An 18,190-nucleotide genomic window follows, 5' to 3' on the forward strand; every position below is an offset into this window, starting at 1 on the left:
CTGATCTCCGGTTCTACATTGACCCGGCTGTCAGGATGGATGCCATAATCTGTTACGTTTATCTCAACAGTATCCTGCTGGCCAAAACACGAGCTGTTAAGGACCAGTAGTAAAAAAGATATCAATGTAACTCTCATCTTGTTAATTATTAAAGATAAATCATCAGAATGCACCGATCTCAGAAAAGTACAACACCTTGTTAGTGCCGTGAATAGCGGTGACCACCAGTTTCAGGTAACGTGCATTCACTGCTGCAGGAAATGAAAGCCTTGTTTTGCTTTCATCCACAGGGCCTTCCGGTATTTCGATGTTAGTATAAGTAGCCGCCGTTTGCCAGTTAACGTTATCCTCGCTCACCAATACCTGCATATCTTTGGGCTGGCCGCTGGAATAGTCGATATCAAATTTGCGATTCTTAAATGTAATACCATGCAACGATTTTGCCGATTTCGTATCGATGGTAATATGATGCGGAAAAGGCGCTTCCCCGTTTACCCCGGCGGTAGACCAAAACGTATATGGATTATTGTCCAGTACATAAGCAGCACCTCCTTCCTCCGGCGCTGAAGGCCAGGGCTCCTGAGAGGAAAAGTCGATCACTTCCCAACCAGTCCGGTCATATTCTTTCATATCGAACACGATATGGTAATCATACCCGTGCCGGGCCTTGGTAACCAGATTTAACCCGGCTGTATAGAGCTTGAACGACTGCCCCATGACATGCTGGTTATTGTTGGTTACATTCACAAACCAGTTGTACCACCAGGAGATTTGCGGAAAACCGAAATCCCTGGGGCTCCAATCCTGTGTTGGCATACTATTGGCAAAAGAAATAAATGTTTTACCATCGGTATCATTGCCAATGCAAACATATTTTTTGAGGAATTTATTGTAACATACATTGGCAATATTCACGTCCGGTATAATGATGGTTTCATGGCCACCAATGCCGGCTTCCACCCAGCTACCGTTGTAGAATTTCTTCCAATACCCCGGTGCAAGTTTATCACTGAGCCGGCACCTGGCCACACAAATATCCTGCTCCGTTCTGTGCCCCGAACTATCTGAATAGAAGCCTTTTTTATAATAGACATACGCATACCCATCGCCCGGAATGAAAAGATCAAGATCACCCGCACCGTAATATTTTTGCCCCGGCGGCGGTGGGATGGATTTGTCCTGCGTGATGATATCGCCCTGATAGGTCCATGTTTGTCCATTGTCAACCGACGTAGCAAGCCCCATGCGCCGTTCCTTTGCTTCGGTTTCCCATTTTTTCATGTAGTTGTATTCACTGTAGGCAATGGAGTAGAATTTACCATCAGACGGATCTATCCAAAGTCCCATCAGCCAATAGTTACACCAGTCGTCGTTTCCTTCCGTAGTATAGTAAGGAAAGTTAGCTGCAGGTTTTGGCTGCTGCAACTGCTTCACGGCATTGTTGACATTAGCGCCTTTCCATAGCTCCCATAAATTATACTCGCCATCCCAACTAGCACAGTTTCCGCCGAGTATATAGAGCTGCCCCTGGTATCTGTCGATGCCCGCCATCTGATCAAACTTGTACGCATTTTCGTTTTTTACGGTATCCACTTTCCAGAGAATAGAATCATAGGTAGCACTGGAGCCTATCACACCTGCTGTGAGCGAGCGTTCTGTGAGCGAGCGTTTAGCAGTATTTTTCGGATCCGGGGCCACTGTTTCCTTTACCATTTCTTTGTTACACCCCATCCCTCCAATACTCAAAAGTATAATCAACAATAGTTTACGGTACATATATGTATGTGTTTAAGGTGAGATAATAAAAGGTTGTTATCCCCCGCGGCCAGCGCCGCAGGGGGGATAAGGTAGTGTTTGTTTTTATCGAATACGCGGCTTGTCCTTACGGGATAAGAGAATTTCCCGCTGAATGCGTCATTAAGTATCTTTATTGATTCCGCGACATCAGCATCAGAATAAGCGTCTGGGTCTTCATTCACAATATGTATAACTACAGGTAATGTAACTAAAGTCAGAGGAGGCGCCAGTTGACCAGGGGCGGCCATGTAATGCCTTTGCAGGATAGCTTTGTTGGCAGCTTGCTCCCTTCCCCGGAAAATAGAATTCTTTCGCCATTCCTTTTGTAGTATCTCTGTACCACAAGGACGGACAAATACAGGCATCCCTTCCTGAGCATAAGTAATAAAAGGCAATAAAAGCACCATCAAAAGCGATAGCTTATGTCTTTTTAGCATAGGTATGATCGTTAAAAATATGGTCCAGGTCATAATAGGTATGATCGTTAAAAAATATGGTCCAGGTCATAAAAGGAATCTGCCAAACTAATAAAACACCGATCGACTACATTCTTCCTATGCGACAGCTGATTTTTTTTATTCTTCGGAAAAAATCTGAAAAATGAAAGCGTTTTGAAGTAAAAAAGAATCAGTTTACAACAATCCCGCCCGTTTTTTTTAAGATGGCAGCTCAGGATGGTCGTCAGCTTAGAAGATACAAGCGCAGATGGAAGATAGAACGTTTTTTTTACATGGCTCAATGCCTTCAAACGTGTAATCGCACGATATGACAGAGAAATAGAACGCTATCAAGCACTTATTCATCTTGCTTTTGCTTTAATCCTGATGAGAAGAATTATATAGTATTTATGAAATAACCTCTAGTAACAATGCATAAATTCTCATAGAGATTCATTTTTTTGGTGAAAAATCATGCACCGATTCGTCTTATCTGACCAGGGTTTCATGGGCAGTACGTTATATCCGCACGAAGGTTTTATTGCGATACATATAATAAAGTAAGAGCCAGAGAACGCCAAAAGTGCCAGCGGTCAGCAGAAAACCACCAAATTGCCCGAGATGTTTTGCCAGACCTGCGAACAAGGTATTACTGATGTCGCCAAAGGGGATGATACCCGGCGCTATGTAGGCTACAATAGCATTTGTGCCGATAATGATGAAGACAAATGCCCACCGCCGGAAGCCTAAAATGTCTATCACCCAATAAAATAATGCAAGTAACAAGAGGCTCCAGCCTCCCGCCCACAAAACCATCGAGCTGGTCCAGATATGCTTGATGATTGGAAATTCAAAACTCCAAAGCCAGCCTGCCAACAGGCAGGCCAAACCTGATATAATTAACCAGAACACTTTGGGCAATTTAGGCCCCGGAGCGCGTAGCAAATGGCCCGCCAGAACGCCTATCAGCGTCGTAGCGCCGAATCCTATGCTGCTGAGTATCCAGGTGTAATCATTACCGTCCCGAAAACGGCCTAACAGAGACTGATCAACCCACATTGCCAGATTTCCCTCGGGCGAAAGCACCCCAATTCCATGGCCCGGCACCAGTACAAAACGCATCAGCCCCCAAAAAATCAGTAGTAAAATGCCTGCCAGCACAGCCTGTCCTTTTACCGGCAGCTCTACCAATGCAATTGCGGAAATCAGGTAGCCCGCCGCAATTGCCTGAAGGGTGTTGCTGTAAAGCAGCAGGTCGTCCATGCGGAAATGAAGCAGATTGCCTTGGGCAACCATGCCAAGCGCCCACAATAGCAGCACGCGATAAATGACTTTCAGGTAAATGCGGCGGCGACCATCCCCCTGCGCCAGCCGTTTCCCTATCGAAAACGGCATGGCGGCCCCCACGATAAACAAAAAGAGCGGCATGATCAGGTCCCAGGCAACAAAACCCTCCCACGGAACATGATCGAATTGTTCTTCCAACCAGGATGGAAGCGGGTTGGCGAAAAGCTTGAAAAATTCATATACCATAGGGCCGCCGCCCGCAATCCAAAACATATCAAAACCCCGTAGCGCATCTATTGAAACTATACGTTCTGCAGGCGCAACAGTATGGGACAAGCGCGTACCTTTCATTTGAGTGGATTCTTTCGTCATTAGTGATTTGAATAAGTTGCTAAAAAAAGAAATATCTGATTTTTGGGGCCGTTGTTTCCCGGAAGCTGAACGAGACTGATCAGATATCGCCATATTAGTTCACGTCCCATTTTACGTTCCATCTGGCAGAAAAATATTCCAGTGCTTTGCAAAAATTGCCAAAATTTTTGTTGGCAACCAATGTCCAGCCATCTTCCGCATAAGCGGCCAGTCTTGGGTACACCTGCTTATTCATACTGGCTTCATCGGGTATCCATTCGCCCCACATCTGGCAGCCAGTGCCGAGTATTTTTGCATGATATTTTGGATCCAGCCCTTTGGGGATAGGATCAAAGCCATAGGCTTTTTCCAGGGAAATGTCTTTGTAGGAATAATCAAGGTAGGTAAACTCACTGAAGGAGTTCACCACATCGTAACCTCTTGAAACAGCCTGGTCAATGATTTTAAGGTCGCCTGTCCAGAACTGTATAATAGTGCCGGGCGCTAATTTTTCTCTGTTGGAAACCTTGCCGGCATCAACATCCTCCAGCATGCTGTTCATGATTTCATTCCATCCGGCCATCCTGCGGTATTTGCCAGCCAGGAAGTTGGATATCCCGTTGGTGAACGCAATCTGGAGGTCTCCAGGAGACACAATGTGATGTTCTTTCATGTAAGCCTGTACGCCGGCATCTGCCTTCCACTGGTCAAACTTCACTTCATCCCCACCTATGTGTATTACTTTAGAAGGAAATAGGTTGATCACTTCCTCTAAAACATCATGCAAAAAGGCAATTACCTTTGGATCTGCTACGTTGTATACATCGTATTGTATGCCAAATTTGCATGGTACCCGGATTTTTTTTTGCGATGTTCCGAGCCAGGGATAGGAAGCAATGGCTGCAGCGCTATGCCCTGGCATTTCTATTTCCGGGATAACAGTGATATGTCTTTCAGCAGCGTAATTGATGATTTCTTTGATGGCTGCCTGCGTATAGAAGCCCCCATGAGGCTTACTGTCATAGGTATTGCCGTCAGCATCCCCGCCAATTTGCGTAGAGTCGCGGTGGCTGCCGATGGCAGTGAGCTGCGGATATTTGAGTATCTCAATGCGCCAGCCCTGGTCGTCGGTAAGGTGCCAGTGAAAAGTGTTCATCTTGAGCAAGGCCATTTCATCCAGCAGACGCTTCACGACTGTGCTGCCTTTGAAGTATCTGCCTTCGTCGAGCATGAAGGCTCTCCACGAAAAGCGAGGCTTATCTTTGATACTGACCGCATTTAACGTATATGTGTTACCATTACCATGAATGAGTTGGCGCAAGGATTGAATGCCGTAAAAAATGCCAGTTGAAGCAGGGGCAGTGATAGAGATATTATCCGGATTTACTTTCAACAGGTAGCCCTCCTCTCCGAGTTCTTTTTTCAATTTTTCATCGACAATCAGCCGAATAGAGTTGTTTTTCGAAGATGTTTTCAATTGGATGTTCAGGCCAGATGCTTCCTGTATTGCCTGTTGCAATTGACGCGCTTCCACAATATTGTTGCCGGCGTTTATGACTGTGGCGCTGGTCAGTTGGAACACGCCGGTGCCGGTTTTTACTTCAGCTGGCTGAGGTATAATGTTGATCGCGTGAAGAGGAATACTGATAATCAGTAGCATGCACCCATATACCCCAAAGGCAAATAATTGTTTCATCAAATATTTTTTTTTGTTTATTGAATATTGCTAAGACTGTGGCAAAATGAATGCTCGTTTATTTGCCGGCCGTTTTTATTGCATATATTTTAGAATAGTTATAGTAATTCTGCGGATTGATACTGCTTGTGGCAGTGCTGCTGCCTGCCCTTATGTAATAAGTGGTATTGGGAGCTAACCCTGTGAATACTACAGTAATAGTCGTATCTCCATTTACAGGCTGTATTTTCCGGTACCGGGTGTCTCCCTTATTCACCCCCCGGAATTCCTGAACATCCACAACTGAAGCGGTATTTAAAAATGCTCCCCCCTGAGCAATTTGTTGAGCGGCGTCATTGCTCTTGATACTATAAGTAAAAGTTGCGGAGGTGTCGGTTATATTACCCGTCTTCAACGTCACATAAATCCAGGGGCGTACTTTGAGATCCAGTTTCGTATCTCCATTCACAGTCGCAATAATAGTATCTGCATAGAATGGTCCTGATGGCGCCACCTTATAAGTTCCGGAGAAAATACTTGCATTTTTATATGTTCCGTTGGTAAGAAAGTTGCTTCCAATAGCACCAGATGCTGTTGAACTGTAGTTCATCTGAAACAAATTAAGTATGCCTCCCTGTCCTATACTGCTCGCCATAGGAACGGTGTCGTTCGTTCTGCTGTCTATTATTGCGCCAGACAGGGATGCCCGGGGAGGCTCATAGTTATCCAGCTTATTACTACAACCGCTCTGTATACATGCGGCAAGGAATATCAGGTAAAAAAGGATTTTATTTTGGTTCATATTTTTAAATTTTAAGACACTCAATAACCTGGATTTTGCGCCAGGTAGCTATTTGCTCCACTGACGTCAATTTGCTCATAGTACAGCCGTGGTGGAAAAGTACGACCGGGTTTAACAGGTATGGGAGCAATGGTGAACGTGTATTGCATTTGTGCCGGATTGGTATTTGCTTTCCAGTTTAACCAGGGAAAGAGTGCGTGGAATGTGGTGGCATTTAACACCTGGTCTGCAATATGCCATCTCCGTAAATCCCAGTAACGATGGTTCTCAAAAGCCAGCTCCACCCGCCGTTCATGTCTCACCTGACTGAGGCCAACCATTGATAGTAACTTTATTCCGGCCCTGGCTCTTATCTGGTTAATAGCGGATAAAGCATCACCTGGTTTTCCCAGCTCCACAGCCGCTTCCGCAAAATTCAGCAACACTTCACCATACCTGAATACGAGCCACGGCTGGTGTGACTGTCCATCATTTGGCGTAAAGTTCGCATCTTCTATCAGGTATTTCTTCTGATAGAAACCAGATTTTGTTGGATCTGCTGTTGTAGTAGGTCCGTCTTTCCCTGTGAATGCAATTGTATATGGAGCAGTACCATAAGTTTTGGTCAGATCCTCGTTAATGAGTGTGTCAGTTCCGTTCACAATTCCTCTTCTTAACTCAATATATCCACCCTGAGGGTCTTTATTGGCATGCCACTCAGCACCAGGATACTGAATGGATGCGAAAAAACGCGGATCCTTTCCTTTAAACAGATCGGCCGGATTGTTATACCTGATCGGGTTGCCTCTGTCGTCTACTATTTTTAGTTTACCCGGTGTGCCATCTGTATATTCGAACTCTTCAACCAGCTCAATCACAGGATTCACAGAGTTGCCATAGTCAACCCTAAAGCTTTGAGGGGAATTATAGTAGTCGAAACTATGTCCTCTGTTTGGTAATGAATAGGCTTCAGCCAGAATGGCTTCCGGATTGGTGGCAGCATCCCGGCCATTGAACAATAATTGAAAATTTTTGGCCGGATCGCTGCTGCCCTGAAATAACTTAAATTTGTCAGATGTAATAATAGCCCTGGCTGCTTCATACGCTTTTTGCCAATATGTGTTTGCCATAGATGAGGGGATACCTACCAGACCATTCAGCTGCACATGCCCATATTTGGCTTCTGAGGCGGCATATAACATTGCTCTGCATTTCAACGCAAGGGCGGCAGCGTTAGTGACTCTGAGTGGTCCGCCAGCCTGTAATCCATTACTGCCAATAATATCATCTAACTCACTGGCAACAAAATCATAAATCTGTTGCGCTGTACTTCTTGGTATTTTCAGATTGTCAGCGGTGGTCAGTACTTTGGTAACCAATGGTACGCCTCCATAGCGTTTAACCAATCCGAAATACGTGAGCGCGCGGAGGAACCGTACTTCCTGCAAATATTGATTGCGGTCAGCGGCTCCCAGATTTGTGGCATTAACGATTTTGGCAATAAAGTCGTTTTGCCGGCGTATAAGATCATACGGCCACCAATTCCCAAATTGTCCATTAGGTATCACGCCAATGATTGACGGATCCGACCAGGCATAAGACTGAACGGCTTCGTCTGTCCAAACACTCATATAGTTGCTTCCCTGCCCGTAGGTAAAATCTTCGTATCCGGCGCCGGAGAGATCGTTATAGAGCGCCGCAACAAGGGCCTGCACAGCAGCAGAAGAAGCATAAGCCTGGTTGTCCGCTATCAGGTCCTGAGGCTGAAGCCTCACAAAGTCTTTGTTACAGGCCAAAAGTATGGTCATCCAAATCAGGCATAATATATATGTACGTTTCATGACTTTACTGAATATAAAATGAAGGATTTTAAACCTAAAATTTTGCATTTATTCCAAATACAAATGTTCTCTGCTGAGGGTAATACGCCGCTTCAGCATCACCAACTTCGGGGTCAAGATATTTTACTCCGGTGATAGTAAATACATTCTGACCTGAAGCAAAGAACCGTAAACTTTTTATACCTGATTTTGCCAATATTTTCTTTGGAATGGCATAGCCAATCTGTACGGTTTTCAGGCGCAGATAGGTGCCTTTTTGCAGCCAGAAGCTGGAGGTTAACCTGTTATTTGGATTGCCGCTTATGATGGTAGCCGGGAATTTTCCAGGTACCCAGGGACTGTTCGGATTATATATATCTTCACGATGCCAACGATCAGTAAAATAGGCATAGGAATTAGCGTTATTCCAAAAGGGATTTTGCAGCACGCCGCTGTAATTCACATTAAAATTGCCTGCGCCTGCAAACAGCAGGGAGACGTCAATACCCTTATAACTTGCATTCAAGGCAAGTCCATATTGAAGTTCGGGGTAGTCGCCCCTGCCTATTACTGTTTGATCCCGGCTATCAATTACACCATCTCCATTTATATCTTCGTATTTAATATCACCGGGATGTAAGGTTGCATTACCACGGCTGTCCTGTACAGGAGAACGATTTATTTCTTCCTGTGACTGAAACTGGCCGATGGCATGGTAACCAGTTAACCTATTTTGCCATCTGTAAGCGGTATTATTCAGATAGTTCTCACTTGCGCTCCCGTAAGGAGGTTGTTCTATATATGCATTCCTGCCCCGGGTCCATGATATATTGGGACTTACATTTAATACAAAGTCACCTATCCGTTTATAATATCCCAGCTCCAGTTCAAATCCCCTGTTATTGGTGCTGTTCAGATTCTGCTGGGCTACGGGTATCGCGGCAATGCTGGGAAAGGAGGCGGCAGGATAGGCCGGAATACCTGTCACATTTCTGTAGAATACTTCAAAGGTACCGGTAATAGTATTGTCAAATAATCCAAAGTCAAGCGCTGCATTAAAGATATTAGCTGTTTGCCATGAAAGGCGTGGATTGGCAAGAGTACCTACTTGCAGACCATTAACAACTGTACTGCCCGAGAAAATATAGTTACCGCTGGGATAGTTGTACCCACTCAGATATTTAAATTCGTCGAATGAACCGTCATCTGCCACCTTCGCCCAGGAAGCACGCAATTTCAAATTACTCAGGAAGGCGAAGTTAAAAAATGGTTCTTTATTGATCACCCAACCGGCAGAAATTTCCGGGAAGAAAGCACCATTTAAGAATTTGTAAGAGTAATCATATCTTCCTCCCAACTCTAACAGGTATTTAGCCTTATAGTCGTAGTTGATACGACCTACATAGCCCTGGTACGCGCTTTGACCGAGCTGGTAAGTCCCTGTGGTTTGATTGGCAGCGTTGCCCAGGTCCAGATTGGGTATAGCATCAACGGTAAACTGCTTCGATCCCTGTATGCCGGTAGAATTGGTTTTTCTTCTCTCCAGCAGCAACAAACCTGTAAAGTGATGGGCGCCGTTGAAGGTATGATCGTAATTAAGCGAAAGTTGTACATTGGAAGTGGTCCCTCCCTGTGAATAACCCTGCTTTAAGGTGGAAGGCGCATTTCCGGTGTAAGTGGGGGTATACTTTTTTGTTGTGGGATCATAGCTGTACAGGAAATACTGTTTGCTCCAGGTCGAATACCTGTTATTATTCGATTCATAGTTGAAGGAAAGTCTGGCATTCAATCCTTCAATATACGGGATACTATATGTTAAAGTGCCAATACCAGTAAAAACATCCCAGACGCTATTGTTATAGCCAGAATAGGCGGCCTGGGCCATGGCAGCAGGATTTACCTGAACATTTGTAACCGCAAAGTAATTGGGATCGTTGTTGGCATATACCGGCGTTATAGGATAAGACCGCTGAATAACATTGACGATGTTAATGGCATCGGTGCCAGGTATAGGGGCGTTAGGGGAAAACCTGTTTTCCTTTCTGCCCCCCAGGTTTAATTCTGCAGTCAATCTTTTATTAATCTGCATACTGATATTACTCCGAAAATTATAACGCCTGAACTTCACATCTCCTGAGCGAAGTAACCCCTGCTGGTCTAACATCCCGCCTGAAACAAAGTACTTTACCTTCTCCGTGCCACCCTGTATATTGAGATTAACATTGTTCATAGTGGCCCATTTTCTAAATACTTCGTTATACCAGTCTGTGCTCTTGTAACCGGAGTCAACTCCCATTTTCCATTTCTGCACCTCTTTCGCTCCGTAAATTGGCGCATTCCCTGCATTTACGCTCGCTTCATCCATGAGTTCAGTGAATTCCCCCGCATTCATTAACCTGGGGTATCTTGTGATACCCTGGATGCCTGTGTAAGCATTTAGCGCAACCACTGGCTCCCCTGTTTTCCCTCTCCTGGTAGTAATAAGTATTGCGCCATTTGCGCCTTTGAAGCCATACATAGCGGCAGCGCCGTCTTTCAAAATGGTAAAGCTTTCAATTTCATTAGGATCAATCTGGGCGATGTCGGATGGAACGCCGTCAACAATTGTCAGAGGAGATCCAAATCCCCTTATATTAAACTTCGCTACATCGTCTCCGGGCTGACCGCCGCCCTGGCGAAACGTTAAACCCGGCAGGCGCCCCTGTAAACCATTGATAACATTGGCAACAGGCGCTTTTGCTATTTCGACGCCGCTGATCTGCGCTACTGATCCCGTGAGGGTTGTTTTCCGTTGCTTTCCATATGCCACTACCACCAGGTCTTCTAATTTATTTTCTGAAACAGCCAGTATGACCTGTAAATAATTACTGCCTGAAAAGGCTATTTCCCGCTGTTTAAACCCTATGGAGGAAATAATAAGTATGCCGGCGGGTTCCGGTGATTCCAGGAAGAAAGTTCCGTCGTCTTTGGTCACAGTACCTGTTTTGGTCCCTTTTATAAAAACGGTAGCCCCAATAACCGGACGCCCGACTGAATCTGTGACCTTACCCGAAATCCTGGCTGGAGGGGTGACGTTGTGAATAGTAGGGGAAAAGGGCAATGCCGGGGCCTCCCCGACCACGATCATTTTGTTAACGATTTTGTAGGTGAGGGGCTGACCTGCAAAACATATATCCAGCGCTGTTTTCAACGATTGATTATTAATGTCTGCCGTAACCGGCCTGGCATTCTGAATATGTGTTTCATTATAGAAAAAAAAGTAGCCGGATTGTTGCTGTATTCTGGAGAATACCTCGCTTAATTTTGCATTCTTCACTTTAATAGTGATGACCTGACCGGTTGAGGCCCTGGATTGCAGGCAGGCAATGACAAGCAGGAGAGCTGTGAGTTTCATGAATAAAAGGAACGTGGATCGTTTTACCAATATTTGTATTAAATAAAATAATAATACAAATTTCGTGATAAGAAATTGCATATCTTTGATAGATTAAGGCTGATAATAAGAAGGTCTGATTAAATCTTGTTTACGCCTTTTAACGTCCCGGTGCTGTCAACACTGGGATTTTTATTTGCATAAGGCGTCCATGAAGTCATGTATACATCTGTCTGTTTGATTTTGATAAAAAAATTATAGGGATAAAACAGTTAATTTATTCCCCTCTATTTTGAAACGGATATTTGCATGTTGCAATACCATCAGGAGCTCTGAAAGGGGTAATGTCCTTGGCACAGTGCCGGTAAACAGATCCTTTGCCGGCGCACCTTCATATTGCACATCAACATTATACCAGCGGCTTATCTGGCGCATCAATGTGGCAATATCGGTTCTATGAAAGCGGAAAAATCCATCTTTCCAGGCAATGATTTCTTCAGTATTTACTTTTTCTACGCTTATATTTCCCATTTTATCCAACCTTGACTGCTCACCGGGAACAATTATTCTTCCATGTTGGGTGAACGTTTCTATTATTTTGACGCTTCCCTCCAGCAGCGTGGTCCGGATTGTATTTTCATCAGCATAGGCATTGACGTTGAAATGCGTACCCAACACACTTACCTGCATGTTACCAACGGATACAATAAAAGGTTGTGCAGCATTTTTAGCTACTTCAAAGTATGCCTCCCCCGATACTTTTACGGCTCTTTCTCTCGTCTGGAACAACGTAGGGAAAGTTATCGACGACGATGCATTCAGCCATACCTTCGTACCATCGGGTAAAGTGAGCCGGTATTGGGATCCACGGGGCGTGGTTACCGTATTATTCACAACAGTGACGGCCCCCTTTCCTTCTTCATAGGTAACACCATCTTTGCCGGATTTGACGATCCGGGCACCGCCTTCGTCAGCCAGCATACCGCTTGTTGAATCATCAAGCGTTATCTTTCTCCCGTTTGATAATGTAAGAATAGCTTTGTTTACACCGGGGGCAATGTCATTTTTGAAATATGGACTCTCTGTCAGGGTTTCAGGATCCTGCATGGAATCCTTACTGCTACTATACCGGTAAAAAGAAATAGCTATAAAAAGCAACACCACAGAAGCCGCGGCAAAGTATAATTTCTTCCTTTTTTGAATGGATAAGGCAGGACGATGCAAGTCGGCAATCCGGGAAATCTTCACAAAGATCCGCCTTTTCAGCTGTTGTCTGGAAGCGGCAAAATCCGGCTCCATCTTAATCTCTTTATCGTCTGATACGCTGTCATACCAGTCATTATACTCCCGCTCTTCCTCTGGAGTAAGCGTTCCCTTTAACCACTTCCTGGCTAATTCACTGTATCTCCTGTTATGGTCGTGTTCTTGATTATTGAAAGCACTCATCTCGCTGAAGGGAAGTTTTCCGGAAGCCCCTGTTAATAGGAAGTCAATCAGGGAATAAAAATCCCCCCTTGTTTTTTGCTTTTTTTTGGGGTAATATTTTAATGAAAGTGTTCCTTTATTTGTAAGTTATTAAAAATCAACTTAAAATTTCAGAAAGCGGGGAAATATCAAAAGAAGCTGGTAAAATGCCTGAAAGAGTTCATCAATGATTGAATGGCGCGGGCAATACTTCGTTCAACGGCCTTTTCAGACACTTGCATTACGCGGGCTATTTCTTTATGGCGTAACCCTCCTTTATGATTAAGTTGAAAAGCTATTCTTGCTTTCTCAGGCAGGGAGGCAATATGAGTTTCCAGGCGTTGTTGCAATTCTTTAAAGTCAAGCCATTCTTCCTGGCTTGAGCATGAGACGTCGATGTTTCGGATAATTTCCTGCCCGTAGCGTGTAGCATGGTTCATTTTAGCCTGGATATTGATTATCCGGTATTTCACTGCAACGGCGAGATAAGCGGGAAAACTATTTTTCACTTCCAGTTCGCCTCGACGTTTCCAAATGTCTGCAAAAACATCTTGTACAGCATCTTCTGCACAACTGGCTATCTTCAATCTTTGCATGGCCATATAAAAAACCTTGTCCCAATACCGGTCATATAGTGCAGCAAAAGCCTGCTCGTCGCTATTGCGGAGCAGCAATAGCAAATCATTGTCACTATAAGTATCATATGTCTCTCTGTTGGGCTTCACGAGCTACTTGTTCTCAGAAGGGGAAATTTATTAACCCAGGATCTGGCAAAAGATTTGGTTGCTACTTTTTAGGTAACTGGTATTAAAGTGCGATGTTAAGGTAATGAAATTTCTTAAAATAATATTAAGGCATGGATGTTTTTTTATAGGCACCCTATTACCGCCGGCGTCTACCAACTCCTCCATTCATGCGCACCGGGTGCAACCATCGAGGTTGTTGTATGGGGTATACATGCCTTCAGCGATATTTGAACGATGGCCGATAGAGATTGCGATTCAAACCATTGTACGAGGCATCATTTTCGGATAAGTGTAAGCAGGGTTCCTTTCTATTTTTAATTTTATATTTTCGCATAACTTATCCCTCAACCGGTAACATAAGTATATATTGTGTACGCTAAATATGGTTATTAATTATGAACAGCATCCAAAAACTCAGCCTGATTGTTGTACTGATGGGAGTTACATTACTTGCAAATGCCCAGCATCCCTGGAAGATACGTACCGACAACATCAATCCGGCGAGTTACTACGGCGTCACAGTAGCTAACGGCATGATTGGCCTTGTATCTTCACCCGAACCTTTTAAAGTAAAAGATGTTGTGCTGGCAGGAGCCTATGATCTGTATGGACGGGGACGGGTAAGTAATTTTCTGCGCAGCTTTAACCTACTGAACATGCGTATGAGCATAGACAACCAGAATATTGAGGGCGCTGCTGTCCGGCATATGCGACAGGAGCTTGATATGCAGCATGGCAGTTTTTCCACGTCGTTCGATTACGGTGATAAAGCTACCATTACCTACACCTATTATGCGCTGCGCCATCTTCCTTTCACCGTGCTGATGGATGTGAGCATCACTGCCGGGAAATCCATTACGATTACAGCAGGCAGTGTACTGGAAGCGCCCGATGCGCTGAAAGATGTACAAAACTATTATAATGAAATAGACCGGCCCCATGTCCTTATCAGCCTCCTGAGCTCATCAGCAAAAAGCCCTACAGGAAAACTGCAGCTTTGTGCCAGCAATACTTTCCTTTTCAGTGAGCCTCATGGTAAGGAACCCAGGGTAGTTCACGAAATGTGGGACAACAGCATGCACCTGATGAAGTTCAGTAAAACACTGCATGCTGGGGAAACTTACCGCTTCTCTATTGCAGGTTCTTCCATCACATCCGCACACGATGACGATCCGCTGAACCAGGCCGAACGTTTAACCCTGTATGCCAGGCTCGAAGGCCGTGAACGCCTGCTGAAACTACACAACAAGGCGTGGGAAGAGCTATGGAAGAGTGATATTCGCATAGAGGGGGCAGCACAGGCGCAGCAGGATGTACATAGTATGTTATATCACCTGTATTCGTTTATACGTGAGAACAGCGCGCTATCGCCCTCCCCTATGGGACTCAGCGGCCTGGGATACAACGGCCACGTATTCTGGGATACCGACCTGTGGATGTACCCGGCATTGCTGGTACTACACCCTGAACTGGCCAAATCTATGATAGAATACCGTTATCAGCGATTGGAACAGGCAAAGCGCAATGCTTTTGCCAAAGGCTTTAAGGGAGCTATGTATCCGTGGGAAAGCGCCGGCAGCGGCGCGGAAGAAACGCCGGTATGGGCGCTGAGCGGTCCCTTCGAACATCATATCACTGCCGATGTGGCCATAGCTGCATGGAATTATTTCCTGGTAACAAAAGATACGGCATGGCTGCGGGAAAAAGGCTGGCCTATATTAAAGCATACCGCTGATTTCTGGAGCAGCCGCGTGGAGCGCGATGGCCCGGGACATTATAACATCAACAACGTAGTGGCTGCGGATGAGTGGGCGGAGAATGTAGACAACAATGCCTTTACCAATGCCGCGGCTAAAGCCAATCTTGTGTTTGCCACCGAAGCAGCCCGACTGCTTAATACAAACGCAGATCCCGACTGGCAACATGTAGCCGCCAACATACCGTTATTAAGCCTCGACAACGGCGTAACAAGAGAACACGCCACCTACAAGGGCGAACCTATCAAACAAGGTGATGTGAACCTGCTGGCATACCCGCTGAAAACAATAACGGATACTGCGCAGATAAAGAAAGACCTTGCCTACTACGAAACAAGAGTACCTGACGAAGGCACACCCGCCATGACGCAGGCCGTGTTTGCACTACTCTACAGTCGTCTTGGAGATTCCCGTAAAGCAGCGCATTGGTTCAAAGAATCCTATGAACCTAACCTCTTACCGCCCTTTCGCGTGATCGCAGAAACAAAAGGAGGTACCAATCCCTACTTTGCCACCGGCGCGGGAGGAATATTACAAAGTGTTCTGATGGGATTTGCCGGATTGGACATTACTGACAATGGCATCAGACAGATATACTCCGTGCTGCCGGAAGGATGGAAAAAACTCACCATCACCGGAGCCGGCACTGAGAAGAAAACTTTTGAACGGAAATAGTAAAAAGAGCCCAAAGGGATAATTTTCCCTTACCATGTTGGAGACCGGCTCTGCCGGTCTTTTCATTTAGAAGGAACTTCCCCCAAGTGCCATAGTAACAGCAAAAGGGCAAAAATCGCAGTCTCCACTTTCCTGCCGACCAGAAAATATTTTTCCCCAATATATCGGCTATTCAATGGGTCAAATGTAATTGACCGGTGTTATGTCTAAGGAAGAGAGTTCCTGAAAAGTAAACCTGAGAAGACCTGTGGTTTGCGCTGTAATATCTGCCCCTCTTTACGATCGCACCGTGTACTTTTTCATTTAAAGCGATAGGGGGTAATCAATCGTCGTGCGTTTATAGATTACAGGAGGAATTTCCGAATAAAATCTGCTATACATCTCCGGCCGCAAATATATGATTACTAAGTATTATATTTATAAACTTCATCAGTGAGCACAGAGAAACTTTACAGACACTTTCAGCAAGTTTTCGAACAGTATTATAAGCCACTTTGTAAATATGCCTTCAGTTTCATAAAGGAAAAGGAGGTGTGCGAAGATATTGTACAGGATATTTTCGTGAAAATATGGGAAACCCGCAAAGACCTCCTGATGGTTGCAGGTATAAAATTTTACCTTTATACCGCTGTTCGCAATAATTGCCTTAACCACCTCTACCGTGGACAATGCCGCCCTGTGTACAGCCTCACGAACATGGACATAGAAGCAGCGTTACCGGCAGAGGCAGAAACAGGTGAAGGAGAACTCATAAATTATAAAGAATTGTTAGAAAAAGGGATTGAGCAGCTTCCCACTAAATGCAAAGAGGTCTTTCTATTAAGTCGTATCGGTAATTTCAGCAACCAGGAGGTCGCTGACAACCTGGGTATATCCATTAAAACAGTGAATAACCAACTTTGGAAGGCGCTAAAATTCCTAAGAATTTTCGTTAAAGCTACGCCATAAATTTTCTTTGAATTATTTTATTCTGCGTGTAGGAATTTTACCAACAATTGTGTTTTAGTAAATAGGGGAAGATAACAAATGGAACAATTACCTGACTATATAAAAGAAATACTGCTCAAAAAGCTTCAGGGCTTGTCCTCCGAGGCGGATGATAAAATAATCGACGACTGGACATCGCCGGATCCTGCTAACAAAGAGTCAATTGCGCAATTGACTGCCACCTGGCGCATGGCAGACCAATGGCTGGAGGAAAAAGAGTTTGACATTAGCCGCGCATGGTCAAAAGTAGATCAGCGAATTATGCTGGCCACAGAGCAGGAGACCGACACAGCTAAATCCGTGTTCCGGATAAACACGTTCCAGAAAATAATGGTAGCCGCGGCTATTATAGGAGGCTTCATTTTCAGTGGATGGTGGTGGTACAACAACCGGCAGGAATCCCTTACCGTCATCACAGCTGCTGCCAATCAGCAAATAACATTATCCGAAGGCACCACGGTATGGCTTAGAAAAGGAGCTACTATCCGGATTCCCAAAATATTCAAAGCTCATGAGCGGAAGATATATCTCTCAGGCGAGGCATATTTTGACGTAAAAACAATCACACAGCAGCCATTCCGCATCGAAACCGGAAAGGGACTGATCACGGTACTCGGCACCGCTTTCCTGGTAAATGCCGGGCGCCAGCAGGAAAGAGTAGCTGTCGCTACCGGCAAGGTGTTGTTTGCAGATAAAAACCATCCACAAAAAAAGTGCATCTTAACAGCCTGTGAAGAAGCTATCTACACAGGAGATACATTTGAAAAAAACATATTTTTCGGCTCTCCCCTGCAATGGCAACAAGAAGAATTAAGTTTCAGAAGTATTCCGTTAAAAGAGGTACTCCAAACACTTGCAATTTATTATAATCATCCTGTCAAAGTTGATACCACACAGACGCCAGGGGCAGGTAAAATATCTATCACCGCCAGCTTTGGAAAGGAATCTTTATCTCAGGCAGTAGATGAAATAGCAAAATTAACAGGGCTTCATTACCGACGACAACAAGACACCCTTATTTTATACTAACATTTATTCGA

General features: G+C 44.8%; 12 protein-coding genes. 3 read left to right on the top strand and 9 right to left on the bottom strand.

The window, feature by feature from the left end; genetic code table 11:
• Nucleotides 1-162 precede the first annotated feature (162 nt).
• The 9 genes from HGH91_RS05415 to HGH91_RS05455 all read right to left on the bottom strand — a co-directional run bounded on the left by HGH91_RS05415 (nucleotide 163) and on the right by HGH91_RS05455 (nucleotide 13,710).
• On the bottom strand, nucleotides 163-1,776 hold the full coding sequence (locus HGH91_RS05415; RefSeq protein WP_168737405.1) for a discoidin domain-containing protein: 1,614 nt from the start codon (nucleotides 1,774-1,776) through the stop codon (nucleotides 163-165).
• On the bottom strand, nucleotides 1,755-2,267 hold the full coding sequence (locus HGH91_RS05420; RefSeq protein ID WP_168737406.1) for a hypothetical protein: 513 nt from the start codon (nucleotides 2,265-2,267) through the stop codon (nucleotides 1,755-1,757). The genes HGH91_RS05415 and HGH91_RS05420 overlap by 22 nt, the downstream gene beginning before the upstream one ends.
• Before the next feature lie 486 nt (nucleotides 2,268-2,753).
• Complete coding sequence (locus HGH91_RS05425; protein WP_168737407.1) at nucleotides 2,754-3,893, bottom strand: acyltransferase family protein; 1,140 nt, start codon at nucleotides 3,891-3,893, stop codon at nucleotides 2,754-2,756.
• A 94-nt stretch (nucleotides 3,894-3,987) separates the two neighbouring features.
• Nucleotides 3,988-5,568, bottom strand: a complete 1,581-nt coding sequence (locus HGH91_RS05430) for a beta-N-acetylhexosaminidase (protein WP_168737408.1) — start codon at nucleotides 5,566-5,568, stop codon at nucleotides 3,988-3,990.
• Nucleotides 5,569-5,626: 58 nt separating this feature from the next.
• Nucleotides 5,627-6,349, bottom strand: a complete 723-nt coding sequence (locus tag HGH91_RS05435) for a DUF3823 domain-containing protein (protein ID WP_168737409.1) — start codon at nucleotides 6,347-6,349, stop codon at nucleotides 5,627-5,629.
• 20 nt (nucleotides 6,350-6,369) lie between these two features.
• Nucleotides 6,370-8,136 carry a RagB/SusD family nutrient uptake outer membrane protein gene (locus tag HGH91_RS05440; RefSeq protein ID WP_211092204.1) on the bottom strand — a complete coding sequence of 589 codons (1,767 nt, stop codon included), beginning with the start codon at nucleotides 8,134-8,136 and terminating at the stop codon, nucleotides 6,370-6,372.
• Between the two features lie 67 nt (nucleotides 8,137-8,203).
• On the bottom strand, nucleotides 8,204-11,542 hold the full coding sequence (locus HGH91_RS05445) for a TonB-dependent receptor (protein ID WP_168737411.1): 3,339 nt from the start codon (nucleotides 11,540-11,542) through the stop codon (nucleotides 8,204-8,206).
• Between the two features lie 234 nt (nucleotides 11,543-11,776).
• Nucleotides 11,777-12,967, bottom strand: a complete 1,191-nt coding sequence (locus tag HGH91_RS05450; protein ID WP_168737412.1) for a FecR family protein — start codon at nucleotides 12,965-12,967, stop codon at nucleotides 11,777-11,779.
• A 167-nt stretch (nucleotides 12,968-13,134) separates the two neighbouring features.
• Nucleotides 13,135-13,710 (bottom strand): RNA polymerase sigma factor, encoded by a 576-nt coding sequence (locus tag HGH91_RS05455; protein WP_168737413.1) that lies wholly within the window; start codon nucleotides 13,708-13,710, stop codon nucleotides 13,135-13,137.
• Nucleotides 13,711-14,126: 416 nt separating this feature from the next.
• On the opposite strand from HGH91_RS05455, the gene HGH91_RS05460 reads away from it, so the two are divergent.
• The 3 genes from HGH91_RS05460 to HGH91_RS05470 all read left to right on the top strand — a co-directional run bounded on the left by HGH91_RS05460 (nucleotide 14,127) and on the right by HGH91_RS05470 (nucleotide 18,179).
• On the top strand, nucleotides 14,127-16,163 hold the full coding sequence (locus tag HGH91_RS05460; RefSeq protein ID WP_168737414.1) for a glycoside hydrolase family 65 protein: 2,037 nt from the start codon (nucleotides 14,127-14,129) through the stop codon (nucleotides 16,161-16,163).
• A gap of 432 nt (nucleotides 16,164-16,595) precedes the next feature.
• Complete coding sequence (locus HGH91_RS05465) at nucleotides 16,596-17,111, top strand: RNA polymerase sigma-70 factor (protein ID WP_168737415.1); 516 nt, start codon at nucleotides 16,596-16,598, stop codon at nucleotides 17,109-17,111.
• Nucleotides 17,112-17,189: 78 nt separating this feature from the next.
• Complete coding sequence (locus tag HGH91_RS05470; protein WP_168737416.1) at nucleotides 17,190-18,179, top strand: FecR family protein; 990 nt, start codon at nucleotides 17,190-17,192, stop codon at nucleotides 18,177-18,179.
• The last annotated feature ends 11 nt before the right edge of the window (nucleotides 18,180-18,190 follow it).

This window comes from Chitinophaga eiseniae, assembly GCF_012641265.1.
Lineage (GTDB): Bacteria > Bacteroidota > Bacteroidia > Chitinophagales > Chitinophagaceae > Chitinophaga > Chitinophaga eiseniae_A.